This is a genomic window from Hymenobacter sp. M1-2, from assembly GCF_057808495.1.
Genome location: NZ_JBTYZO010000010.1, coordinates 60,317 through 80,478 on the forward strand (window position 1 = coordinate 60,317; position 20,162 = coordinate 80,478).

At 58.3% G+C, this 20,162-nt stretch carries 19 protein-coding genes; 10 read left to right on the forward strand and 9 right to left on the reverse strand.

The features are described 5' to 3' along the window. Window positions 1–37 precede the first annotated feature (37 nt). The 3 genes from ACYSMN_RS11340 to ACYSMN_RS11350 form a co-directional block, all read right to left on the reverse strand. Complete coding sequence (locus tag ACYSMN_RS11340; RefSeq protein ID WP_488923993.1) at window positions 38–1,195, reverse strand: DegT/DnrJ/EryC1/StrS family aminotransferase; 1,158 nt, start codon at window positions 1,193–1,195, stop codon at window positions 38–40. Between the two features lie 295 nt (window positions 1,196–1,490). Further along, window positions 1,491–2,180: an acetyltransferase gene (locus ACYSMN_RS11345; protein WP_488923994.1), complete on the reverse strand. Its 690-nt coding sequence runs from the start codon at window positions 2,178–2,180 to the stop codon at window positions 1,491–1,493. A 14-nt stretch (window positions 2,181–2,194) separates the two neighbouring features. Next, window positions 2,195–2,830 carry a sugar transferase gene (locus ACYSMN_RS11350; protein WP_488923995.1) on the reverse strand — a complete coding sequence of 212 codons (636 nt, stop codon included), beginning with the start codon at window positions 2,828–2,830 and terminating at the stop codon, window positions 2,195–2,197. Between the two features lie 161 nt (window positions 2,831–2,991). On the opposite strand from ACYSMN_RS11350, the gene ispE reads away from it, so the two are divergent. Beyond that, on the forward strand, window positions 2,992–3,813 hold the full coding sequence (ispE, locus tag ACYSMN_RS11355) for a 4-(cytidine 5'-diphospho)-2-C-methyl-D-erythritol kinase (RefSeq protein ID WP_488923996.1): 822 nt from the start codon (window positions 2,992–2,994) through the stop codon (window positions 3,811–3,813). A 24-nt stretch (window positions 3,814–3,837) separates the two neighbouring features. Here ispE and ACYSMN_RS11360 read toward each other — a convergent pair whose 3' ends face one another. The 3 genes from ACYSMN_RS11360 to tgt form a co-directional block, all read right to left on the reverse strand. After that, window positions 3,838–4,797 carry a DMT family transporter gene (locus ACYSMN_RS11360; protein ID WP_488923997.1) on the reverse strand — a complete coding sequence of 320 codons (960 nt, stop codon included), beginning with the start codon at window positions 4,795–4,797 and terminating at the stop codon, window positions 3,838–3,840. Between the two features lie 135 nt (window positions 4,798–4,932). Further along, window positions 4,933–6,009, reverse strand: coding sequence for an LptF/LptG family permease (locus tag ACYSMN_RS11365; protein ID WP_488923998.1), 1,077 nt, complete (start codon window positions 6,007–6,009; stop codon window positions 4,933–4,935). 137 nt (window positions 6,010–6,146) lie between these two features. Then, window positions 6,147–7,277: a tRNA guanosine(34) transglycosylase Tgt gene (gene tgt, locus ACYSMN_RS11370; RefSeq protein ID WP_488923999.1), complete on the reverse strand. Its 1,131-nt coding sequence runs from the start codon at window positions 7,275–7,277 to the stop codon at window positions 6,147–6,149. A 150-nt stretch (window positions 7,278–7,427) separates the two neighbouring features. On the opposite strand from tgt, the gene ACYSMN_RS11375 reads away from it, so the two are divergent. The 3 genes from ACYSMN_RS11375 to rsmG all read left to right on the forward strand — a co-directional run bounded on the left by ACYSMN_RS11375 (window position 7,428) and on the right by rsmG (window position 9,949). After that, the gene (locus ACYSMN_RS11375; RefSeq protein WP_488924000.1) at window positions 7,428–8,555 is read left to right on the forward strand and encodes a glycosyltransferase; all 1,128 of its coding nucleotides are present in this window, start codon (window positions 7,428–7,430) and stop codon (window positions 8,553–8,555) included. Continuing rightward, complete coding sequence (locus tag ACYSMN_RS11380; RefSeq protein ID WP_488924001.1) at window positions 8,546–9,163, forward strand: RNA polymerase sigma factor; 618 nt, start codon at window positions 8,546–8,548, stop codon at window positions 9,161–9,163. Before ACYSMN_RS11375 ends, ACYSMN_RS11380 begins: the two co-directional genes overlap by 10 nt. Window positions 9,164–9,325: 162 nt before the next feature. After that, a complete protein-coding gene (gene rsmG, locus ACYSMN_RS11385) occupies window positions 9,326–9,949 on the forward strand; it encodes a 16S rRNA (guanine(527)-N(7))-methyltransferase RsmG (protein ID WP_488924002.1) in 624 nt (207 codons plus the stop codon). A gap of 207 nt (window positions 9,950–10,156) precedes the next feature. Here rsmG and ACYSMN_RS11390 read toward each other — a convergent pair whose 3' ends face one another. Beyond that, window positions 10,157–11,140, reverse strand: coding sequence for a YheT family hydrolase (locus ACYSMN_RS11390; protein ID WP_488924003.1), 984 nt, complete (start codon window positions 11,138–11,140; stop codon window positions 10,157–10,159). Between the two features lie 265 nt (window positions 11,141–11,405). Here ACYSMN_RS11390 and rpsT point away from each other — a divergent pair, with 265 nt between their 5' ends. Together rpsT and ACYSMN_RS11400 are read left to right on the forward strand one after the other, a co-directional pair. After that, window positions 11,406–11,663 carry a 30S ribosomal protein S20 gene (gene rpsT / locus ACYSMN_RS11395; protein ID WP_264678530.1) on the forward strand — a complete coding sequence of 86 codons (258 nt, stop codon included), beginning with the start codon at window positions 11,406–11,408 and terminating at the stop codon, window positions 11,661–11,663. A 132-nt stretch (window positions 11,664–11,795) separates the two neighbouring features. After that, window positions 11,796–13,289, forward strand: coding sequence for a T9SS type A sorting domain-containing protein (locus ACYSMN_RS11400; RefSeq protein WP_488924004.1), 1,494 nt, complete (start codon window positions 11,796–11,798; stop codon window positions 13,287–13,289). A gap of 81 nt (window positions 13,290–13,370) precedes the next feature. Here ACYSMN_RS11400 and pyk read toward each other — a convergent pair whose 3' ends face one another. Further along, window positions 13,371–14,810 (reverse strand): pyruvate kinase, encoded by a 1,440-nt coding sequence (gene pyk / locus ACYSMN_RS11405; protein ID WP_488924005.1) that lies wholly within the window; start codon window positions 14,808–14,810, stop codon window positions 13,371–13,373. A 106-nt stretch (window positions 14,811–14,916) separates the two neighbouring features. Then, window positions 14,917–15,345: an IPExxxVDY family protein gene (locus ACYSMN_RS11410; protein ID WP_488924006.1), complete on the reverse strand. Its 429-nt coding sequence runs from the start codon at window positions 15,343–15,345 to the stop codon at window positions 14,917–14,919. Between the two features lie 161 nt (window positions 15,346–15,506). Between ACYSMN_RS11410 and ACYSMN_RS11415 the strand changes: the two genes are divergently transcribed. The 4 genes from ACYSMN_RS11415 (at window position 15,507) to nadE (ending at window position 19,996) form a co-directional block, all read left to right on the forward strand. Beyond that, the gene (locus ACYSMN_RS11415; RefSeq protein ID WP_019948606.1) at window positions 15,507–15,743 is read left to right on the forward strand and encodes an acyl carrier protein; all 237 of its coding nucleotides are present in this window, start codon (window positions 15,507–15,509) and stop codon (window positions 15,741–15,743) included. Window positions 15,744–15,908: 165 nt separating this feature from the next. Continuing rightward, window positions 15,909–17,159, forward strand: a complete 1,251-nt coding sequence (gene fabF, locus ACYSMN_RS11420) for a beta-ketoacyl-ACP synthase II (RefSeq protein ID WP_488924007.1) — start codon at window positions 15,909–15,911, stop codon at window positions 17,157–17,159. Window positions 17,160–17,164: 5 nt separating this feature from the next. Next, window positions 17,165–17,902, forward strand: a complete 738-nt coding sequence (gene rnc, locus ACYSMN_RS11425; protein ID WP_488924008.1) for a ribonuclease III — start codon at window positions 17,165–17,167, stop codon at window positions 17,900–17,902. Between the two features lie 159 nt (window positions 17,903–18,061). Beyond that, entirely contained in the window at window positions 18,062–19,996 is a 1,935-nt protein-coding gene (gene nadE / locus ACYSMN_RS11430) for an NAD(+) synthase (protein ID WP_488924009.1), read from the forward strand. Window positions 19,997–20,162: the final 166 nt, after the last annotated feature.

Sequence of the window (20,162 nt, forward strand, 5' to 3'; positions counted from 1 at the left end):
ACTTTATGTGCCGCCTCGGAATGGTTTTGTGCCAGAATTAGGGTTGAGTTTTCAGCAATATCTCTCGCACTGCCCCCGCCACCCGCTCCAAATCCGCCTCGGTCATAGCCGTGCCGCTGGGCAAACACAACCCGCGCGTGAACAACTTAGCGCACACTTCGCCACCATACATTGGCGCATCTTGGAACAAGGGCTGCAAGTGCAGCGGCTTCCAGAGGGGGCGGCTTTCGATGTTGCGGGTTTCGAGGTGCAGGCGCACCTGCTCGGGCGTGACGGTGGTTTGCTCGGGGTCTAGCAGGACGGTGGTGAGCCAGCGGTTGGAGCGGCTGCCGGCAGCTTCCGAGGGGCCGAAGGACAGGCCCGGCACGTCGCGCAGGTGTTCCTGGTACCAGGCGTAGATTTCGCGGCGGCGCTTTACCCGGTCCTCTAGTAGCTCCATCTGGCCCCGCCCGATGCCCGCGAGCAAGTTGCTAAGGCGGTAGTTATAGCCGATTTCGGAGTGCTGGTAGTGGCTGGCGGGGTCTTTGGCTTGGGTGGCCCAGAAGCGGGTTTTCTGCGCCCATTCCGCGGTGTTGGTTACCAGCGCGCCGCCGCCACTGGTCGTTAGAATCTTATTGCCATTGAAGGAGAAAACGCCGACGTCGCCAAAGGTGCCCAAGGGCTGCCCTTGGTAACGAGCCCCCAGCGCTTCGGCGGCATCTTCGAGTACCGCTACCTTGTACTCGCGGGCAATAGCCAGCAACGCATCGAGCCGAGCGGGCATGCCGTACAGATGCACGAGAAGGAGCGCCTTAGGCGGGCGCTGCCCGCCCTGTGTCCGTGCTTGTAGCGCTTCGCGCAAACGGTCGGGGCACATGTTCCAGGTAGCGGGCTCACTGTCGATGAAGACGGGCGTAGCGCCGAGGTAGCTGATGGGGTTGGCGGTGGCTACGAACGTGAATGAAGGGCAGAGCACCTCATCGCCGGGCCCGACGCCGAGTAGCTTCAAGCCAAGGTGAATAGCCGCCGTGCCCGACGACAGCGCCACGCAGTGCTGCGCGCCGGTATACTCGCAGATATCCCGCTCGAAGCCATCCAGATTAGGGCCGGCCGGCGCCACCCAGTTATCCTCAATAGCCTTGTGCAGGTAGTTTAGCTCGTGGCGGCCGAGGTGAGGCGGAGAGAGGTGAATTCGGTCGTAATCCTGGCTGCGCATTAAGTACTGAGTAGTTCGTATTGAGTACTGAGACAAAACATAAGTGGTCGAAAAAAGCTACGGCAAGCAGCTCTGGGTACTTCGTGCTCATGTCTCATTACTGAGCTATACCCAAGGTTTTGCTTGGGCCGTGAAGAAAGAAGAAGCAAATGAAATGGGCAGGGAGCTTCGTGTTCCCGCTCTTCGTTGTGACCTACGTTGTAAGCCTGGAACTTGTCGTTTCTTTTGGATCATTACGCAGACCCGGCAATACGTACGTCTGTCTCACTTCTCAGGTCCCATAGCTCAGGTCTCTTCACAACACGTGCTGCTTGATGCGTTGGGCCGGGACGCCCACGGCCGTGCAGTCGGCGGGCAGGTCGCGGACGGCTACGGCGCCAGCTCCCACGGTGGTGCGGGCACCCACCCGCACCCGGTTGATAACCGTGGCATTGGTGCCGAGGTACACGCCGGTTTCGAGGTAGGCTTCGCCGCCGACGTTGGCGTGGGGCATCAGGGAGCAGAAATCTTCCAGCACGACATCGTGCCCAATGGTGCAGCCCAGATTAAGCAGCACGTGGCGGCCGAGGATGATGTCGGTGGTAAGGATGCAGCCTTGGCTAATGATGCAGCCCGGCCCGAACTGGAGCTGCTGGTACGGCGCGCACGCTACGCTAGGATGAATGAGAGTGGGAAAGTGCAGTTGAGGTGAAGTCAGACGGCGCGCCACGGCGGCCCGGCCCTGGCTGCTGCCTACGGCCACTACCACATGCAGCGGCGTACGGGTTGCGTTGAGGTCCGTGGCCGTGCCCAGATAAGGTAAACCGTGGATAGCACCCGCAACTGGGCGCACGTCATCGTAAAAGCCGAGCAGCTCCCAGGTTGGCGTCACCTCGTTGAGTTGGTGCACCAGCATTAGTACTTCCCGGCCCAGGCCGCCCGCCCCAAAAATGACCAGCGGCTGCGGGGAAGAAGAGTTGGTGAGAGAGTAAGAAAGCGGCTGCATTAGGGAGCAAAAAATCAAAGAGAAGAAGAGCCGCGGAAAGCTTCCGTGGTGGCCTGGCCGGGGGCGTTTATGTCGCGCGCTTGGAGCACCCGCGCGGCCGTACGGGCCAGAATTCGCAGATCGAGGCTGAAGCTGAGCGCGTCTACGTACCACACGTCGTACTCGAATTTCTGCTCCCAGCTGATGTTGTTGCGGCCATTCACCTGCGCCCAGCCCGTAATGCCAGGGCGCACCTCGTGGCGCCGGGCCTGCTGCGGCGAGTACAGCGGCAGGTATTCGGGTAGCAACGGCCGGGGGCCCACCAGGCTTAAGTCGCCGCGCAGCACGTTCCAGAGCTGGGGAAGCTCGTCTACCGACGTGGCCCGTAGCCAGCGGCCCAGGCGCGGCAGGCGTTGCGCGTCGGGGAGCAGGTGGCCCTGTGGGTTGCGGGCAGAGGTCATGGTTTGGAGCTTGTAGAGAGTAAAGAGCCGCCCGTGCTGCCCCGGCCGCGGCTGCCGAAACAGCCAGGGGCCACCGTTCTGCGCGGCCAAGGCCGCCGCCGCAGCTAGCAGCAGCGGCAAAGCCAGCAGCAAGAGCGGAGCGGCCAGCACCACATCCAAGGTGCGTTTGCCCCAGCGACGGTACCAGCCAGCAGAATCAGCAACGGACATACGGGGCAGCTTGGGCGACAGATGGCGAAAGAAGCCAAAAATAGAAGGAATGCCGCGTTGACCCGACTTCCACTTCTTCGCTTTAGCTTGCGCCCTCTGCCGTTCCGGTGGCTTGCCCGTTGAGGACAAGACCAGGTAGCGGCGCAAAAAGCTTCTGCCTCATGCTCGTTTTTCCGAACGCCAAACTCAACCTCGGCCTCTACGTCACGGGTCTGCGCCCCGATGGGTTCCGCAACCTCGAATCGGTGTTTGTGCCGCTGCCTTGGTCCGACGCGCTGGAAATATTACCCGCGCCGCCCGGCGCCGAAACCACGCTCCACCTCACTGGCATCCCCATCCCCGGCGACCCAGCTACCAACCTCTGCCGCCGGGCCTACGAGCTGTTGAAAGCTGATTTCGACTTACCGCCCGTGCAGCTGCACCTACACAAAGTGGTGCCGATAGGAGCGGGGCTAGGCGGCGGCTCGGCCGACGCGGCGTTTGCGCTCCGGGCCTTAAACGAGCTATTCAGCCTGAATCTTCCTGCTGAAACCCTGGAAGGCTACGCCCGCCGTCTGGGCTCCGACTGCGCCTTCTTCATCCAGAACAAGCCAGTCTTCGCGCACGAAAAAGGAGACGTATTCGAGCAAATTAGCCTGGACCTGACCGGCATGGCCTGCCAGGTGGTGTACCCTGGCCTGCACATCAGCACCGCCGAAGCTTACTCTCGCGTGACGCCCCACCCGCCCCGCCATGCCTTGCGTGAGGCTCTAGCCCAACCCCTGGAAACCTGGCGCCACACCATCAGCAACGACTTCGAAGACGCGCTAAGTCCGGTATACCCGGTGCTGACCGACATCAAGCAGCGACTCTACGCGGCCGGAGCGGCCTATGCCAGCCTTTCTGGTTCTGGCTCGGCGGTGTACGGCCTTTTCCCCGGCCTGGGACTGCCGCCGCAGCTAGCGCTGCCCACAGAATACCTGGTCTGGAACGGCCGGTTGTAACGGCGACTACCGTACGCCGCGTGCTTACTGCACGGACGTGCGGCGCATCCTAGTAGCCAGAACGGGTTGAATGAGCACGCTTGATAGAATGACGAGCGTGCCGAGGTAGAAGCCAGTGGAAAGCCGCTCTTGCGCGAAGCCCGGCACGCGCAACGTGTACAGGACCACGGCCAGCAAGATGCCGTACACGGGTTCCAGGTTGATAGTCAGGTTCACGACGAAGGCGGAAATACGCTTCATCAACTCCACCGACGAGGAGAAGGCGTATACCGTACACGCTCCGGCCAGTAGCAGCATCCACAGCCAATCTGTCCCACTCAACGTCAGGCTCAGGCCCCGGCCATCAGTGAGGTAGCGGCTGTACACAGGCATGAAAAGGACGATACTTAGGCAGGCGCCGCTCATTTCGTAGAGCGTGATTTGAAGCGGCGAGTGGCGTTTCACCAGCGTGGAGTTAAATACGCTAAACAGCGCCGACAAACCCGCCGAAATCACCGCCACGCCTAGTCCCAGCAATTGGCCTTGCCCGGCGAAGCCAGTAGCCCCCGCCGCGGAAGGTGGGTCTGCGGGCCCATACACGGCCTGCGCCACAATGTACAGACCCACCATCGTGAGCATTCCCAAGCCGACTTCGTAGAACCGCACGCGCCGCCACAACAGCAGCGGTTCCAACAGCGAAGTCCATAAGGCTAGGGTAGCCATGCCCGCCAGACAGACGCTCACCGACGACAAGCGGGCCGCCAGAAAAAACATAATCCAGTGCGCCGCCACCAGCGCCCCCACACCCAGCAGCCGCAGCACCTGGCCTATCGGCAAACGCCAAGGCTGCTTGCGCACTACCAGCAGCGCCGCCAACCCAGTCGCGGCCAACAGCGTCCGCCAAAACACCAGCTCCACCGGTGGCACCGAAATCAGCTTGCCCAAAATAGCCGTGAAGCCCCAGAGCAGAACAATGAAGTGCAGGCGCAGGTAGTCTTTGAGCATTGGCTTTAATTGTTGAATGGCTGAATGATTTGATTGTTATATGGTTGAATTGTTACATGGTTGGTCGTTCTAGAGCCACCAGAACAATCAGCCATTTAACCATTTAACAATTCAACCATGTAACCATTCAACCATTTACCGCGGAACGATTCGGTATAGCACCAGCCCGACATTGGTGAAAATGATGCTCGGAACCCAGGCAGCCAGCATCGGCGATAGGTCCCCGACTTGGGCCAGATTGCGGCTTAGAATCACGAAAATGATGAACACGAAGGCCAGCACAAAGCCCAGCGCAATTTGCCCGCCCACGCCGGCGCGGCTTTTGCGCGCGCTCATAATCACGCCGATGATGGTGAGGATGAAGATGGCGTAGGGGTAAGCGTACCGCTCATACTTCTCGCTGAGGTAAATCTGCGTGTCGGCTGCGCCCCGGTCTATTTTCTGCTGAATGAAGGCATTTAATTCGGGCAGGGTCATGGTTTCGCTCAGGCGATAGGTACTGGCGAAATCTTTGGGGTAGAGGTTGAGCGTCGTGTCGCGGGCGGGGAGGGAGAGCAGCGTTTCTTTGGGGCCTCGGAAGGTGCGCACCAGCTGCGGCGAGAGGCGCCACACTCGTTTAGTGGAGTCCCAGGTGATGGCCTCGGCCGTCATGCGGCGCTTGAGCAGCGTGCCTTCAATGGTTTCCAGCGCGAACTTGTAGCCCACGTTGTTCACGTTGTCGTAGCTCTCCATGTAGGCGTAGCTCTTCGGCCCAATCTTGATGTGCACGTTGCGCCCACTGAAGCGGTAGGGGTTTTTGACGTACTTCCGCTCGAATTCCACCCGCGTCTTATTGGCGTACGGAATACCCCAGCCCGTCAGCGCCATGGTGGCAATGCCCAGTACCACGCTACCCATAATGTACGGCAGCAGCAGCCGCTTAAAGCTCACGCCCGAGGCCAGAATAGCCACAATCTCGGTGCGCGCCGCCAGCTGCGACGTCACAAATACCACCGCAATAAACACCGTGATGGGAGAGAGCAAATTAGCGTAGTACGGAAACAGGTTCACGTAATACTCCGTGATAATCTGCCAGGCGCCGAGGTTGTGCTGAAGAAAGTCGTCATTCTTCTCCGTGAAATCAATCACGCAAATCACCATCACCAGCACGATTACCGTGAAGAAGAAAGCCGTGAGGAATTTCTTGAGAATGTATTTGTCGAGAATTCTCACTTCGTTTTTGGTCGTTGGTTTTTGGTCGTTGGTTTTCGTTTTCCGGTTTTGGCTCTTATATAGAATTGTGGGATAAGAAGCGTTTTCTCGTATTGCTCAAGAAACGAAAAACCAATAACCAACAACAAAAAACAAGCTTACAGCCGCGTCATCACCTGCTTTACCATCTTCTCCTTCCACTCGCGGAAGGTACCAGCCAGAATCTGTTGGCGAGCCTGCTTCACGAGCCAGAGGTAGAAGGTGAGGTTGTGGATGGAGGCAATCTGCGGCCCCAGCATTTCCTGTGCCTGAAACAAGTGACGTACGTAGCTGCGCGAGTAAAACGTGCTAACGTAGCCGCCCAGTTCAGCATCAATCGGCTCGAAGTCGGTGGCGAATTTCTTGTTGGTCACGTTCATGATGCCCTGCGTGGTGAAGAGCATGCCATTGCGGGCGTTGCGGGTCGGCATCACGCAGTCGAACATGTCCACGCCCAAGGCAATGTTTTCCAGAATATTGGCCGGCGTGCCCACGCCCATCAGGTAGCGGGGCTTGTCCTTGGGCAGAATGTCGCAGACCAACTCAGTCATCTCGTACATCATGTCGGCCGGCTCGCCCACGCTCAGGCCGCCAATGGCGTTGCCTTCGCGCTGTTGCTCGGCCACAAACTCCGCCGACTTCACGCGCAAATCCTTGAAAGTGCTGCCCTGCACGATGGGAAACAGCGTCTGCTGGTAGCCATAGTGGCCCTCGGTGCTGTCGAAGCGGGCGATGCAGCGCTTGAGCCAGCGGTGCGTCATATCCAAGGAGCGGGCGGCGTAGTCGTACTCGCAGGGCCAGGGCGTGCACTCATCAAAGGCCATCATGATATCGGCGCCAATGGTGCGCTGGATGTCCATCACGCCCTCCGGCGAAAACAGGTGCTGCGAGCCATCGATGTGGGAGCGAAACTTGACGCCCTCCTCCTTGATCTTACGCGTGCCTGAGAGCGAGTACACCTGGTAGCCGCCCGAGTCGGTGAGGATGGGCCGGTCCCAGCCGTTGAATTTGTGCAGGCCGCCGGCTTGGCGCAGCACGTCGAGGCCGGGGCGCAGGTAGAGATGATAAGTGTTGCCGAGGATGATCTGGGCCTGCACGTCGTGGGTAAGGTCGCGCTGCTGCACGGCTTTGACGGTGCCGGCCGTACCGACGGGCATGAAAATGGGCGTTTCTATGGCGCCGTGGGCCGTATGCACCACGCCGGCGCGGGCTTTAGTATGCGGGTCTTGGTAGACGAGGTCGAAAGTCATGTGTGAGGTAAGGTTCCCGCAGAGGGCGCGGAAGAAGGCGCCGAAGACGCAGAACGTTCTGCGTCTTCCGCGCCCTCTGCGGGAGCTGCCGTTGAAAAGCAAAGGTACGCCGAATGTCTACTTTTGCGGGCTAATTCACCAAGAGAGGTTTTGCTGATTTCGTTTTCCCCGGCCGTTTGGGTGCTGCTGCTGTGCGTGCTGGTGCAGCTCTATTACGCGGCCTATTACTTTCTGCCCTTCGCTCACCGCCGCATCGAACCCGCCGCCGACTCGCTACGGCTGGCCGCGCCGGTGTCGGTGCTGGTGTGCGCGCACAACGAGCTGGAGAACCTGCGCCGTCTGTTGCCGCTACTGCTCAAGCAAGAGTATCCGGCTGGCTTCGAAGTTGTGCTCATCGATGACCGGTCCGATGACGACACCTTCCTGTATGTGCAGCAGCTCACGCAGTACTACCCCAATGTTCGGCTGGTCACGGTCACGAATACGCCCGAGGGGCTGGCACCGAAGAAGTATGCCCTCACGCTCGGCATCAAAGTAGCGCGCTACCCGCAGATGCTCTTCATTGATGCCGATTGTATTCCGGCTACCAACCACTGGATCAGCAACATGCAGCGGGGCTTTCAGCAGCCCGCCGACATGGTGCTGGGCTATTCGGCTTACGCCCCGGAGCATGGTTTTTTAAATAAATTAATCCGGTTTGAAACCCTACTTACCGGTGCGCAGTATTTGTCGTTCGCGTGGCGGGGTAAACCCTACATGGGCGTGGGCCGAAATTTGGCTTATACCCGACAGGTATTCAACTCCACGAAGGGTTTTGCTTCCCACATCCGCAGCCTCTCCGGCGACGACGATTTGCTTGTGCAAGACGCCGTGGCCCAGGGCGCCCGGGTGGCGGTGGTAGCCGAGCCCGCCGCTCATACCCTCAGCGAGCCGGCCCATTCCTGGGGCGCTTGGTGGCGGCAGAAGCGGCGGCATTTATCGGCTGGCCGGCGCTATCGATTTGCAGACAAACTGCGTCTGGGAAACTTTATAGGAAGCAATATGCTTTTCTACGGGGTCAGCATCGCGTTGCTGTTTTCCCGACCCGATTGGATACCTTTGGCCGGGCTGTGGGCGGTGCGCACGGGAGTGATTTGCACCGCATATCAGCGTCTCAGCCAACGCCTCGACGACCCGCTGCCGGTGGTTTTGCTGCCGGTGCTCGATGTCGTCTATTTCTTCACTTATCTCGCTCTGGGAATTTCGCTGTTCCTCTACCGCAACCTCCGATGGAAGTAAATAATCAGGAAAAACAATTCTCCGCCAAGGCCAAGCACGACTTCAAACTTATTCGCGCCGCAGTAGAGAATGGTGATGAAAAAGCGTACGCCGAGTTGATGCAGATTTACAAGAAGCCGGTGTACCACGTGGTGCTGAAGATGGTGCGCAACCCCGACGACGCCGAGGACCTGACCATCGAAGCCTTCGCGAAAGCCTTCCGCAACCTGCACAAATTCAACCCCGAGTTTGCCTTCAGCACTTGGCTTTTCCGCATCGCTACCAACAACTGCATCGACTTTATTCGTAAGAATAAAATCAAAACGATGTCGATTGACTCGGCCATCAAAATCGACAACGGGGACGAAATCACCATCGACTTCCGCGACCAGAATTTGAACCCGCAGGAGTCGACCATCAAGAACCAGAAGATTGAAATCATGCAGCACGTGGTATCACGGCTGCCCGATAAATACCAGCGCCTCGTCACGCTGCGCTATTTCGATGAGTTGAGCTACGAGGAAATCGCGCAGGAGCTGAAAGCCCCGCTCGGCACCGTGAAAGCCCAACTGCACCGCGCCCGCGAACTCCTCTACGACATGGTGAAGAACAAAAAGGAAATTATCTAATGAAAGCCCCGCAAGGGGCTTTTTCATGCCCGTGTAACGCGAAAACCCGTTTCGCGACGAGCAGAGCGAGTATCTGGGACTGCGCTACTTTGGTCAACGCGTAGGAATCCGTTTAACCACAAGCGGAACGGATTTTCGCGGTCCTGTACCTTTGCTGCTGCCATGCACATTATCAACCACTACTTCCCGCACCTCACCAATCACCAGCGCCAGCTGTTTCAGCAGCTTGACATCGAGTTCCGCAGCTGGAACGAGCGGCTCAACCTGATAGCCCGCACCGACGTGGAAAATCTGGCCGAGCGTCATTTCCTGCACTCGTTGGGCATTGCCAAGGTGATAGAGTTTCCGGCAGGCTCCGCGGTGCTGGATGTGGGCACGGGTGGCGGCTTACCGGGCTTGCCGTTGGCCATTCTATTCCCCGAAGTCAAATTCCACCTCGTAGACAGCATCGGCAAGAAAATACACGCCGTGCAGGAAATGGCCCGCGCCCTGAATCTGTCCAACGTAACGGCCGAGCAAACCCGCGCCGAGCAGCTCCGCCCCAAATACGACTACATCGTGAGTCGCGCCGTAGCCCGCCTCGCCACCTTCCACACCTGGATAGCGCACCGCTACAAGCCCAACGCCCCCTCCAATGGTGGCCTCTATTACCTCAAAGGCGGCGACTTGACCGAGGAAATTGCTGAATCCGGCCTCAAAGCCACCGTGCACAACCTAAGCGACTTCTACACGGAGGAATTCTTCGAAACCAAGAAAGTGGTTTTTGTCCCTTCGGGAAAAGATTAAAGAAGAACTTCCTAACAGCCTCACCTATCTGATTCTTCATTGCTGTACGTTCCGTTCTGCTCGCTTTTTTGCGAGCTGAACGGTCGCCGTCAGCTGACGTTGTTCCGTCTACTCGCGCTTCGTTCCAGTGGCCTGCTCCTCAACCGTTCAGCCCGCGAAAAGCGGGCAGACCGGAGCGCACAGCAATTCCTCATTCAACCCGAAGGGCTACGCTGGCACTTCGGCCGTGAGAAACTCCACGGCGCGGCGCTCAGAATAGTATTCGCCATCGGGAGAGCCTTCGGCGAAGCCGACGTGGCCGCCGGCCTGAGGCGTTTCCAGGTACACGAACTTGCTGTGGGCCGCCGCGTCGCGGGGAAAGCAGGTGGGCGGCAGGAACGGGTCGTTTTCGGCGTTGACGAGTAGAGTCGGGATGCGGATGCCACTCAGGTAGCGGCCAGAGCTGGCGTGCTCGTAGTATTCCTCCGCCGACTTGAAACCGTGCATAGGCGCTGTGAACCGGTCGTCGAACTGCGGGAAGTCCTGTAGCTGATCTAGGTCGGTGAGGTCTATCTGGTTGGGCAACAGAATGGCTTTCTCGCGGATTTTCTTGCGCAAAGACTTCAAGAAGCGTCGCAGGTAAACGCGATTCTCGAACCGGGCAATGTGGTGGGAGCTAGCTTTCAGATCGGTCGGGACGGAGAAGACGGCGGCCCGCTGCACTTCACGGGGCACTCGCTCTGGGTTTTCGCCGAGGTACTTGAGCGTCACGTTGCCGCCCGCGGAAAACCCGGTTAGGAACACGCGACTATAGCGCAGCTTGCTCAAGGCATGGCGCACCACGAAGTCCAAGTCGTCAGTGTCGCCGAGGTGGTAGGAGCGCAGCAGGCGGTTCATTTCGCCGCTGCAACTGCGGTAGTTCCAGGCCAGCGCGTCGAAGCCCGCTCTGTTCAGGGCCCGGACCATGCCGCGCACGTACGGCCGCGAAGCATCTCCTTCCAACCCATGCGACACTATGCAGAGCGTGTCGGCGGCCCGGTCCGTCAGCCGCGACCAGTCGAGGTCCAGAAAGTCACCGTCGGGCGTTTCCACTCGCTCGCGCTGATAGCGCACTTCGGGCACGTGGCGCCACAGGCTCGGTACAATGGTTTGCAGGTGGCCATTGAAAAGATAAAACGGCGGTTGATAGCGAGATTCGGTAACGAGCGGCATGGGCTGAAGCGGCTAAGTAGCGTGAAACTACGGTTGTGAATCGCTCGGTAGTTCAGGTGTAAAATTTAGTGTATCCTGCCGAATTTCTACCCATCTCAGCACAGAAAAGTTCGGCATGCCTACTTTCTAAGCGAGTGAAGGAAAACCGCCGATGGAGCTGCAAATAGGAAATTCGAATCGGGCTATTTGCACTTTCCAACCAAAGCCTTACCTTTGCCAACCCAATCCGAATCGAAACCGAGCAGAACGTTCATTTTCCATACTCATGGCAAACCATAAGTCAGCCCTCAAGCGCATCCGTTCCAACGAAGCTAAGCGCGTGCTGAACCGTTACCAGGCTAAATCTACCCGCACGGCTATCAAGAAGCTGCGCGCCACCACCGACGCTACGGCTGCCCAGGAGCTGCTGAAGAAAGTGTCGTCGATGCTGGACCGTCTGGCCAAGAAGAACATCATCCACAAGAACAAAGCCGCTAATAACAAGTCGAAGCTGGCTAAGTTCGTGAAGTCGCTGGCCGCCTAAGCAGCCCGTAACTTTCTGCTCTTTTCTATAGAGAAGGCCCCGCGCGCAAGTGCGGGGCCTTCTCGCGTTTGATAGTGTCGTATCAGTTATTTACTATCTTTTCATCGTCTTATCATTTTCTTCGTTTGTCTTATGAAACACCTGTACTGCTTTTTGATCTTGTGTGCTTGCCTGAACTGGTTGCCAGCTCAGGCACAGAACTGGCGGCCGTTCCGTGCCAACGGCGATGTACACGCCTTCCGCGGCGCCTCGCCCGACACCATTCTCACCCTGCGGCTGGACTCAGCCGCCGCGCAGGGCCCCGATTCGGTGTATTATTTCAACCGCATCATGCGGGGCAGAGGTAGCTCTCGTTGGGAAAAGGCCCGCAACAACCAGTTCGGAAAGCTCATGCGCTATCGCCGGACGCAACGCACGTACGACTTGTTCTGGGATGGCGGGCCTACTACAGGACTCACATTGGATAAGACGATGGTGTTAAAGCCCTTTGCCCGGATTGGGGAAACGTGGACGAGCGGCTTCACCGATGTTGGAGTGCAAACTACGCTGCTGTCCCGCGGAACCAGCCTCATTGATGGAGTTACCGATTCCATTGCCACATTCCGGTTGGGTAATGTTCCGGGTACACAAGTGGTGTTGAGCAAGAACTTTGGATTGGTGTCGGGCCCAGTGGATTTAAGGTTTGGAGTTCCAGGTCCTGTGAAAACGCTCACGCTCGCTCGCCGCCCCGCGCCGGCTGGTCAGAGCTACTACAACCCAGTGGGGCTGTTGGACCTGCAACCCGGTGATGAGCTAGGATATTACCAGGAGCCGATAATATTTAACACGTTCTCTTGCTACTCAGGCCAACTGCTGCGCCGCGTGCTGACCCGTGAGGTCACAGTCGATAGCGTGAAGTATACTTTCCAGCAACAGAATAGAATAGAGTATAGTAATGTGCCAGGGTGCCCGGGACTGGGAGTGGTAGTATCTCCGGTACATGTGGTGCGAGTAGCGGCATCGCTTCGTACGGGCCGTTGGGCTGGCAGGGACGTTATGATGCTAGTGGATCCTGACCTGTTAGCGTACGAATACAGAGCACAGTCAACTTCTAACTCCCTAATGATGGGCTATCCGGTAGTAACCAACCGGACAGGCAGTTCTTGCGGGGGAGCCGCGCTGCTTAAGCAGGAAAGACTGTACGGCCCTGGTGGAGCTGGTACCTACTCCCCAATCATTGATGCACCCTGGGAGCAGCTGGTAGCAGAAGGCGTTGGCCCTGTCGCACAATACGATCAACGTCTCATCTATTTCCGCCGAACGGTGAATGGCAGCACGCAGACCTGCGGTAGTCGCGTAAATTTCAGTACGCTGCTGCCTACTAAGGCCGCGCGGCGGGCAGTTACTTTCCAGCTGTACCCAAATCCTGCTGCCGAAACGGCAACCGTTACGCTGCCTGCGCCAGTTCGAGCTGCTACGGCTATTCGGGTGCTGGATGGCTTAGGCCGTGCCGTGCGAAACCATCAATTGGCGGTCGGCCAGACCACTGCTACCATTTCGGTGCAAGGCTTGGCAGTTGGCGTGTACGTGGTAGAAGTACAGACTGCCGGCGAGGCACCGCAGCATTTGCGCTTGCAGCATCAATAGACGGATAGTCGATATAAAAAGCCCATCTGATTCGTCAGATGGGCTTTTTATATGCTTGACAGTAAGCTTCGAGCCTGAGAATTAGGCTACGCTTACTTTCACCATGTTGGTCTTGCCCTTCTCATTGATGGGCATGGAGGCAGTGTTGATGAAGACGTCGCCTTTGTTGAGGTGGCCGGTGGTAGTAAGCACGTATTTGATGTCCGATACAGTGCTGTCGGTGCTCACCATTCGGTCGTAGTAGAAGCCGCGCACCCCCCAAATCAGGCTGAGCGTGGTGAGAAGGGAGCGGTTGTCGGTGAAGATGAAAATGTTGGCTTTCGGCCGATACTTGGCAATCTGGAAGGCCGTGTAGCCGCGGTGCGTCATGCCGGTGATGGCCTTGGCGCCCGTGTTCTTCGCCAAGTGGCAAGCCGCCGACAGCACGCTGTCAACCATGAATGAAGGCGAGGTTGGGTCGATGGGGAACCAGTGGTGGTAGAGCGAGTCGCGGCGGGTTTCGACGCTGAGGATGGTATTGACCATCGAGCGAATCACCTCGGCCGGGTAGGCGCCAACGGCCGTTTCGGCGGAGAGCATTACCGCGTCGGCACCGTCTATCACGGCGTTGGCTACGTCGCTGGTTTCGGCGCGGGTGGGGCGGGGGGCCGTAATCATGCTTTCCATCATCTGGGTCGCTACGATAACGGGTTTGCCGGCCTTGTTGCACTTCTCCACAATCAGCTTTTGCGCCATGGGCACCTCTTCCATCTTCACTTCCACGCCCAGGTCGCCACGGGCTACCATCACGGCATCGGTGAGAGCAATGATTTCGTCGAGATTCTTGAGGCCTTCCGGCGTTTCGATCTTGGCGATAACGCGGGCCGATTTGCCACTCTCCGCAATTAGGCTCTTGATAAAACGGATGTCTTCGCCGCGCCGCGCAAACGAGAGAGCAATCCAGTCTACATCATTCTCCAGCCCAAACTTGAGGTCCTCCATATCCTTCTCCGTCATGCTCGGGGCCGAAACGTCGGAGTCGGGGAGGTTGATGCCTTTGCGGGGCTTCACGAGCCCCCCGTAAATGACCTCTACATCCACTTCCTTGTCGCGGTCGGTGGCCAGCACGCGCAGCTCAATCTTGCCGTCGTCGATGAGAATCATATCGCCGGGCTTCACGTCGCGGGCCAGGCCCAGGTAAATTGTGCTCAGGCGCGTGGCCGTGCTGATTTCCTTTTCGCCGCACACCAGCTTGATCTTGTCGCCGGGCTTGATCTCGACGCCACCACCTTCCACCTCACCCAGCCGAATCTTAGGCCCTTGCAAGTCCTGAAGCAGGCCCACGTTCATGCGCATGTCCTTGTTGAGGCGGCGCACCGTGTTGATGACGGCCAGGTGGTCTTCGTGGCTGCCGTGCGAAAAATTGAGGCGGAACACGTCTACGCCTTCGCGCATGAGCATGCCCAGCTTTTCGTAGGTGTTGGAAGCGGGGCCAACGGTGGCGACAATCTTGGTTTTATTGAAAGAGACGCGGGGTTCCATAGAAAGAGGCACCAAGCTCCAGCTTGGCGAGTCGCCATACGACAGGCGTTAGGTGAAACAAACGGCGCGCGGACGGCCCACCAGGCTGGAGCCTGGCATTACGGGTTCAAAAGAGCAGATTTTCTTTAAACTTCAGGCTATTCGGATCAAACTGACATACGTACTGCACCACCGGCAAGGCCGCCAAGCTGGCCAGCAATGGCCCCGCGGCGAGGGAGCCGCTGCCGTTGCTCACCTGAATAAGATAGTCGTACTCCTTCACGTCGGGCGCCAGGAAGGGTTTTTTCAGAACGGACGGGTCGATGGAGCGGTTGCGCAGCAGGCGTAGCGTGAGGTGCTCGGTGGCGTGCAGATAGTTGCTGATGACGAGCCGGCCCTGGCTGAAGAGCTCATAGATAAGGTCTTGCTGCTTCACCAGACGCAGGCGCAACGCCTGGTTGAGTTGCCAAGCCAGCGTATGCTCCCGGCTCGATGACACCACCCCGAACAGGTCGAAGTCGCACTCGTATTCTACGTCCAGGGTGAGGGTTTTCATGAGCGGATGCCAAAGCAGAGGCAGGCAAAATTACGCACGCTGCTATGCGAAATGAACCGCCGCCGTTGGAATCTTGCAGCGGTAAGATTCGGGGGGGATGTTTGAAAATGTTAGGGAAGATGGTGTTATTTGTGGCGAGTTTTCTCTAAACCCCCACGGAAATGTCTGAAATTGCAGAAAAAGTAAAGGCCATCATCATCGACAAACTGGGCGTAGAGGCGTCGGAAGTAACTCCTGAGGCTTCGTTCACCAACGACCTGGGTGCCGACTCGCTCGACACGGTGGAACTGATTATGGAGTTTGAAAAGGAATTCAACGTGTCCATCCCAGACGACCAAGCCGAAAACATCGGCACCGTGGGCCAGGCTATCAGCTACCTCGAAGAGCACGCCAAATAAGCAGCTAGCACTAAGTATGAGGAATTGAGTATTGAGAAATTCTACGCTTTGGGGTTTTACCTCATTAGTCAATACCTCATACTTACTTCTACTTTTTCCGCATTCCGGCCGGCCTGCCGCCGGCCGTTTTGCTTTTCTACCTTTTTCGTAATCTCTGCCCCACCTATGGCTTTTCGGAGAGTTGTTGTTACGGGCCTGGGTGCCATAACACCGCTTGGTAGTACCGTCCCGGCGTATTGGGAAGGATTGCGCCAAGGGGTAAGCGGCGCGGCGCCCATCACCCGCTTCGACGCCAGCAAGTTCAAGACCCGCTTCGCCTGCGAAGTGAAGAACTACAGCGCAGACGACTATTTCGACCGCAAGGAAGGTCGGAAGATGGATCTGTTCACGCAGTTTGCTGTGATAGCCAGCGACGAGGCCATTCAACATGCCGGCCTGCTCGATGGCGTCAACAAGGACCGTGTGGGCGTTATCTGGGGCTCGGGCATCGGCGGGCTGAAAACCTTCCAAGAAGAGTGCTTCACCTTCGCCAAGGGCGACGGTACACCGCGCTACAATCCCTTCTTCATTCCGAAGATGATTGCTGACAGCTCGTCGGGCAACATCTCCATCAAGAACGGTTTCCGCGGACCTAATTTCGTAACGACTTCGGCCTGCGCTTCCTCGTCTGACTCCATCGTAACAGCTTATAACTTCATCCGCCTCGGCATGGCCGACGTGATGGTGACCGGTGGCTCGGAAGCAGCCATCACGGAAGCCGGCGTGGGAGGCTTTAATGCTCTCAAGGCCATGAGCGAGCGAAACGACGATGCCGCCACCGGCTCCCGACCCTACGATAAGGATCGGGACGGTTTCGTGCTTGGCGAAGGCGCGGGCGCCTTGGTGCTCGAAGCCTACGAGCACGCAGTGGCCCGCGGCGCTAAGATCTACGCCGAAATCATCGGCGGGGGCTTGTCGTCGGATGCCTACCATATCACGGCCCCGGACCCGACCGGCGAAGGCGTGGTGCTGGTGATGCAGAATGCCTTGCGCGATGCCGGCATCAGCCCCGAAGAAGTGGACTACATCAACACCCACGGTACCAGCACGCCCCTCGGCGACGGTGCCGAAATCAAGGCCATTCAGAAGGTGTTTGGGGACCATGCTTACAACCTCAACATCAGCTCTACCAAGAGCATGACCGGCCACTTGCTCGGTGGTGCGGGCGGGATTGAGGCAGTAGCCAGCATCCTCGCCATTCAAAACGGCGTGATTCCACCCACCATCAACCACTTCACCGACGACCCCGAACTGGACGCGCGGCTGAATTTCACTTTCAACCAAGCGCAGCCACGGGAAATAACCGTGGCGATGAGCAACACGTTCGGGTTTGGCGGGCACAACACGTCGGTGGTGTTCCGTAAGTTTCAGGAGTAATTGTAATGAGCCGCTTGCCCTTGTTCGGGTTTTTTCGGCGGTTGCTGGGCCAGGACAAGGCCTTCCGCCAGGCTATTGCTACGGTAACGGGCCGCACGCCTCAAAACGTGCGGCTTTACCATTTGGCCTTCACCCACTCGTCGGTGGTGAAGCAGCAGACTGCGGCCGGGCGGCACCAAAGCAACGAGCGGCTGGAGTTTCTCGGCGACGCCGTGCTAGGCACCGTAGTGGCCGAATATCTGTTCCGCAAGTTTCCGTACGAGCAGGAAGGCTTCCTGACGGAGATGCGCAGCCGCATCGTGAACCGGGAAAGCCTCAACTCCCTGGCGCTCAAGCTGGGCCTCGACAAGCTGGTGCAACTGGACGCCGGTCAGGGCCGCGCTGCCCGTTCGCGCTCCGTGAACGGTAATGCACTAGAGGCATTAGTGGGCGCTGTTTACCTCGATCAAGGCTACAAGGCGGCCCGTAAATTCGTGCTCAGCCGCCTCGTGAAGCCCTACGTGGACGTGAAATCCCTCACCGAAACCACGGCCAACTTCAAGAGCAAGCTTATTGAGTGGGCCCAGCGCAATGGTAAAGCCATTCGCTACGACCTCACCGGCGAGCCCCGCCCCGGCGGCGTCATGGAGTTTTCGGCTACCGTCTTGCTTGATGGTGAAGCCGTAGCTACTGGCATGGGCCTCTCGAAAAAACAAGCCGAGCAACTAGCCGCCGAGCGGGCATTGACTTCGTTGGGAGTATAGAACGGTCTGCGCCCTCAGCGCCTTCCTCTGCGCCCTCTGCGGGCTAAACCGTTGTTACGATTTAGCCCGCAGAGGGCGCAGAAGTTTTCGCAGAAGACGCAGAGGAAGACAACACAATCCTGAGAAAGGAGTTGTTTTGCAGGATAAACCCCTTGACTTATGCGAATAGCCGGCGCCGCCCTCAACCAAATTCCCTTCGACTGGACCCACAACCTGCGAACCATCCGCGAGGCAATAGAGCAAGCCAAAGCGGCGGGGGTGGAGCTGCTGTGTTTGCCGGAGCTTTGCCTTACTGGCTACGGCTGCGAAGACCTGTTTCTGAGTGACTGGCTGCCCGAATCGGCGCTGGCGCATTTGCAGCAGGTGCGGCCCTGGACTGATGGTATCTGCGTGGTGGTGGGGCTGCCGGTGCGGCTCCATCACCGTACCTACAACACGGCCGCTGTGCTCCGAGATGAGCAGATTCTGGGTTTTGCGGCCAAGCAGTTTCTCGCCAACGACGGGGTGCACTACGAGCCGCGCTTCTTCCATCCGTGGCCGGCCGGCGAAACCACTACCGTGCAGTGGGAAGGAGAAGAGTGGACGCTCGGGGACCTGATTTTCGAGCATCAGGGCGTGAAATTCGGCTTCGAGATTTGCGAGGATGCCTGGCGGCCCGACAACGTGCGGCCCGCCTGCCGGCTCATGGGGCGCGTGGATTTGATTGTGAATCCGTCGGCGAGCCACTTTGCCATGAGCAAGACCGATTTGCGCTATCAATTGGTGCTGAAGGCCTCGCGTAACTTCCACTGCACCTACCTCTACGCTAACCTGCTCGGCAACGAAGCGGGCCGCATCACCTACGACGGCGAGATTCTGGTGGCGCGCAACGGCCATCTGTTGCAGCGTAACCAGCTCATGAGCTTCAAGGAAGTGGATTTGGAGTATGCCGACGTGGATTTCACAACTGACTTAGAGCCGGCCGCGGATATTACGCCGCTGCCCGCACCCGACGAGTACCGGGAGCTGAATCAAGCCCTGAGCCTAGCGTTATTCGACTACATGCGGAAGGCGCGCAGCCGGGGCTTCGTACTGAGTTTGAGCGGCGGCGCCGACTCCTGCATGTGCGCGGTGGCGGTAGCGGAAATGGTGCGACTGGGCTGCGGGGAAGTAGGAACGGCCGAGTTTATGCGCCGCTCCGGCTGCTTCACCGCCGACGAAATAGCGCAACTGGCTAGCCCCGTCGCGCCCGTGCCCGACCAGCAGATGCCCGGACCCAAAGATGCTTCGCTGAGCAACCCCGACGAAGAGCAAAAAACAATCAACAAGAAGCTAACCACGCGGCTGCTCACCTGCGCCTACCAGGGCACCGTCAATTCCTCCGACGACACTTTCAACTCGGCTAAAGAGTTGGCTGATTCGTTGGGCGCAGTGTTTTACAACTGGGAAATCGATTCCGAGGTGAATGGCTACGTAGGCAAGATTGAGCAAGCCCTGAGCCGGGAGCTGACCTGGAAAACCGACGATCTGGCGCTGCAAAACATTCAGGCGCGGGTGCGGGCCCCGGCTATCTGGCTGCTGGCTAACGTGCAGAACTGCCTGCTCATCACCACCTCCAACCGCTCCGAGGCCAGCGTGGGCTACTGCACCATGGACGGCGACACGGCCGGCTCCATCTCGCCCATCGCGGGCGTTGACAAAGATTTCGTGAAGAAATGGCTGGTGTGGGCCGAGCAGGAGCTAGGTTACCCCGCGCTGCGCCACGTCAACAGCTTGCAACCCACCGCCGAACTGCGCCCGCTGGAAGAAAAGCAAACCGACGAGCGAGACTTAATGCCTTACATCTTGCTCAACCGCATCGAACGACTGGCCTTCTACGACCGGCTCAGCCCGCAGCAAGTACTCGCCACGCTCACGCAGGAAGAAGCCACCACCGACCCGGAGCTGCTGAAAACCTACGTGAAGCGCTTCTACAGCCTCTGGAGCCGCAACCAGTGGAAGCGCGAACGATACGCCCCCAGCTTCCACCTCGACGACTACAACGTAGACCCACGTTCCTGGCTGCGCTTTCCCATCTTGAGCGGCGGCTATACGGAGGAACTAGGCAAGCTGTAGTTGCTTGGTAGATTTTGACCGAGCATCAGAAGAGCGTTGCTTTTTGTAAAATACTGGCTTGTAGGTCAGATTGTTATACATAATGGAGAAGAGTGGGCGCAAGTTTTACGCGCGAACTCGGCCTAAGCAGGCATAACCTCACTAGTCGCGGGAAAGGCCAGGCGCT